General features: G+C 58.1%; 3 protein-coding genes. 1 reads left to right on the top strand and 2 read right to left on the bottom strand.

Features of this window, described 5'->3' with window-relative positions; genetic code table 11:
• Positions 1-221: 221 nt before the first annotated feature.
• Positions 222-707: a DUF4174 domain-containing protein gene (locus QZ517_RS19875; RefSeq protein ID WP_294230751.1), complete on the top strand. Its 486-nt coding sequence runs from the start codon at positions 222-224 to the stop codon at positions 705-707.
• A gap of 37 nt (positions 708-744) precedes the next feature.
• Here the strand turns inward: QZ517_RS19875 and QZ517_RS19870 are convergent, their stop codons facing one another.
• Both QZ517_RS19870 and QZ517_RS19865 read right to left on the bottom strand, forming a co-directional pair.
• A complete protein-coding gene (locus tag QZ517_RS19870; RefSeq protein WP_294230748.1) occupies positions 745-1,659 on the bottom strand; it encodes an aldo/keto reductase in 915 nt (304 codons plus the stop codon).
• 77 nt (positions 1,660-1,736) lie between these two features.
• On the bottom strand, positions 1,737-3,401 hold a 1,665-nt coding region (locus QZ517_RS19865; protein WP_294230745.1), incomplete at its 5' end, for a biotin/lipoyl-containing protein.

The raw sequence follows: 3,401 nt of genomic DNA, 5'->3' as shown, positions 1-3,401 counted from the left end.
GAAACCCCACTCAGATGGGCCCCGACATGTAGGATGACATCCATGGCTTTGCGCACCTTTTTGAGGGCCACACCCTCAAGGCTGGCCGAATATACAAGGGCCACCATCATGCGCCAACACCCATGGAAATGCTGTTAACCGGCGTTAAAATTTGACCGACTTTATCTAAGGGGTTCGTATTGCTTGAAACACCCCCTATATTGGTCAGAACAGGAGAGACGATGACACACCGCTTAGCCTTTGTTCTGACAGGTTTTCTGGCCGCCTCCGGCGCCGCCGCACAAGGCACAGAAACCGCCGAAAATGATGCCCCTGCTGCTGTCGAAACAGTGGCAGAAAATGCACCGGAATTAATACAATCTGGCCTTAACGCCAGTCTGGAGGAATACCTCTGGCTCAACAGAGTCTTTGTGGTCTTTGCCGACACCGAACGTGACCCGCGTTTCATCCGGCAAATCGAGCTGGTGGAACAATTCCCCGAAGAATTGATTGAGCGCGATGTGGTGGTGCTGACCGATACCGATCCCGCCGCCAAATCCGCGTTGCGCACAAAGCTGCGCCCACGTGGCTTCATGATGGCGTTGGTGGGCAAAGACGGCATTGTGTATCTGCGCAAACCCGAACCTTGGACTGTGCGCGAAATCTCGGCCTCCATCGACAAAAACCCCCTGCGCCAGCAGGAAATCCGCGACCGCCGCCAACCATAGGAGACGGCCTGCAACGGGATATGTCTCCCGCGCAGCCTCACGGCATAGACACTCCTCGTGCCGCCACCAGCACGTCATACCAATCCTGACGGCTTAACTTCACGTCATAGGCCTTTGCGCTGTCTTTGATCCGGTCCACATTCTGCGTGCCTATGAGCGCCATGCTCACTGCCGGATGCGCCAACACCCAGGCCAGCGCCACGTGATCCACCCCCACGCTTTCCCGCGTGGCAATACTGTCGAGCACCGACAACACCCGCGCCTCCTGCGTGCCCGCCTCCGGCTGATGTGTTGCGGTCAGGCGTCCCCCGCCCAGCGGCGACCACGCCATGACCGCCAGGTTCATCTCCTGCGCAATGTCCAACGTGCCATCTTCCAAAGGCTCGATGGCCAGCGGCGAGAACTCCGGTTGGTTCGCGACCAAGGCAAAGTCCAATTTGCTCTGCAACGCCCGGATTTGTGTGTGGCTAAAGTTGCTCACCCCCGCCTCACGGATCTTGCCCGCCGCCCGCAACTGCGTCAGCGCCTCCGCCACCTCGTCATAAGACGCCAACAGATCAGGCCGATGCACCAGGAACACGTCAATCACATCACTTTTGAGCCGCGCGAGCGAACCTTCGCAGCTGTCAATCAGGTTGGACGCGCGGCTGTCATAAGGCACCGGCGGATGTATCCCACCTTTGGTCACCAATACGGTCTTTTCCCGTAGCCTGGCATTGGCCGCATAGACGTCGCCCAAAACAGCCTCAGCCGCGCCAAATCCTTCATCGCCAAAACCATAGATCGCGGCTGTGTCCACAAGGTTGGCGCCAATCTCCAGCGCCGCCTCAATCTTGACCGTCGCGCCCGCAACCGTGCTGCCGGAAAACCGCCAACAGCCATAGGCCAGACGACCAACCTCAAACGGGCCGATAAATGTGGTTTTGGAAATAGGCAGCAAACTGTCTGGCATGGGGTCTCTCACAGATCAAGCACCCTCACCTTGGGCGCAGAGCGCGGCGTTACCGCCGCACCCAATTTCTTACTGGATCATTCAAACTCCATGATCACATCGTCCACTGCGAGGCTGTCACCGGCCGCCGCATTGATCTTGGTGACCACAGTGGTTTTCTCCGCCCGCAGGATGTTTTCCATCTTCATGGCTTCCACGGTGCAGAGCGCCTGACCTTCCTGCACTTCATCACCGACTTCCACGTCGACCTTCACGATCAGACCCGGCATCGGGCACAACAACAGCTTAGACGTATCCGGCGCAATCTTCTCCGGCATCAGCTTGGCCAATTCGGCCTGCCGTGGCGTGCGCACATGCACGGTCATATCCGCGCCACGGGTGCGCAGACGGAACCCACCCGGCAATTTGCCAACCTTCAGCACCAGCTTGCCATTCACATTCAGAACCGCCAACTGATCACCCGGTGTCCAATCGCTGCTAACACGCAGCTTGGAACCATCCTCAAACTTGACCGTGGAGCCTTTCTTGTCAGCTTTCACCTTCACGGCAAAATCCTGGCCTTGCAGGCTCACAACCCACTTCTTGCCAACGCGACGCTCGTGGTTGTCCATCCTGCCCGACACACGGGTGCGCCGGATTTCCGTCACGCGATACATTGCTGCGGCTGCTGCCGCCACACGTTTCAACTCATCTTCTGGCAAATCCACGCCTTCAAAACCGTCCGGATACTGCTCCTCGATGAACGCCGTTGTCATCTCACCTTTGATGAAGACCGGGTGATCCATCACCGCGCTCAGGAACGGCAGGTTGTGGCCAATGCCCTCAACCTCAAAGCTATCGAGCGCGACACGCATCGCCTCAATCGCTGCATCCCGGGTGGGGGCCCATGTGCACAGCTTGGCGATCATCGGATCGTAATACATGCTGATCTCGCCGCCTTCATAGACGCCTGTGTCATTGCGCACGACCACATCCCCTGCGTCCCCCGGCTGTGTGCCCGGCGCATAGGCCTTGGTCTCAGCAGGCGGGCGATAGCGGGTCAAGCGGCCAATAGAGGGCAAGAAATTGCGATACGGGTCTTCCGCATACAAACGGTTCTCAATTGCCCAGCCCTGCAGTTTCACGTCGTCCTGCGTGATGCTCAGCGGCTCTCCATTGGCAACCCGGATCATCTGCTCAACAAGGTCCACACCGGTGATCAGCTCGGTCACAGGGTGTTCCACCTGCAATCGGGTGTTCATCTCCAGGAAGTAGAAGTTCTTGTCGCCATCGACGATGAATTCCACGGTCCCAGCAGAGGCATAGCCCACCGCTTTGGCCAACGCGACAGACTGCTCGCCCATCGCCTTGCGTGTGGCTTCATCCAAGAACGGGCTTGGCGCTTCCTCCACCACTTTCTGCTGACGGCGCTGGATCGAGCACTCACGTTCGCCCAGATACACACCGTTGCCATGTGCATCGCACAACACCTGAATTTCAATGTGGCGCGGCTGAGTCACAAACTTCTCGATAAAGATACGGTCATCGCCAAAGCTGTTGGCCGCTTCGTTTTTGGACGACTGGAAACCCTCACGCGCTTCTTGGTCGTTCCATGCAATCCGCATGCCTTTACCGCCGCCACCCGCAGAGGCTTTCAGCATCACCGGGTAGCCAACCTCATTGGAGATCTTCACCGCTTCATCGGCGTCTTCGATCAAGCCCATATACCCGGGCACAGTGGACACATTGGCCTCCTGCGCGAT

Source organism: uncultured Shimia sp., from assembly GCF_913054185.1.
GTDB lineage: Bacteria > Pseudomonadota > Alphaproteobacteria > Rhodobacterales > Rhodobacteraceae > Shimia.
This window is presented reverse-complemented; position numbering and strand designations above follow the sequence as displayed.

What these genes read in the sequence shown, in the direction of transcription:
- QZ517_RS19875 (WP_294230751.1), top strand. Translation starts at nt 222, where the DNA reads ATGACACACCGCTTAGCCTTTGTTCTGACAGGTTTTCTGGCCGCCTCC.
- QZ517_RS19870 (WP_294230748.1), bottom strand. Translation starts at nt 1,659, where the DNA reads ATGCCAGACAGTTTGCTGCCTATTTCCAAAACCACATTTATCGGCCCG.